At 34.7% G+C, this 219-nt stretch carries 1 pseudogene; it reads left to right on the plus strand.

Going from position 1 to position 219, the window contains the following annotated elements:
- Positions 1–219, plus strand: a pseudogene (locus tag ACX6CF_RS26655) (heme ABC transporter ATP-binding protein); the annotation flags it as partial.

Genomic DNA, 219 nt, shown 5'->3' on the forward strand with positions numbered 1-219 from the left:
GGTCTTGACGTAGGAGCTATAGAATATGTACATAAAGAATTGGTAAAGCAAAGAGATAGGAATAAGGCTGTATTATTAGTTTCATTAGAGCTTGATGAGGTAATGAATGTATCGGATCGTATTGCAGTCACATATGAAGGAAAAATCAATTATGTAGTAGATGCAAAAGAAGCAACGGAAGCAAAATTAGGATTAGAAATGGCAGGGGGCAAAAAATAA

Source organism: Vallitalea sediminicola, assembly GCF_054408565.1.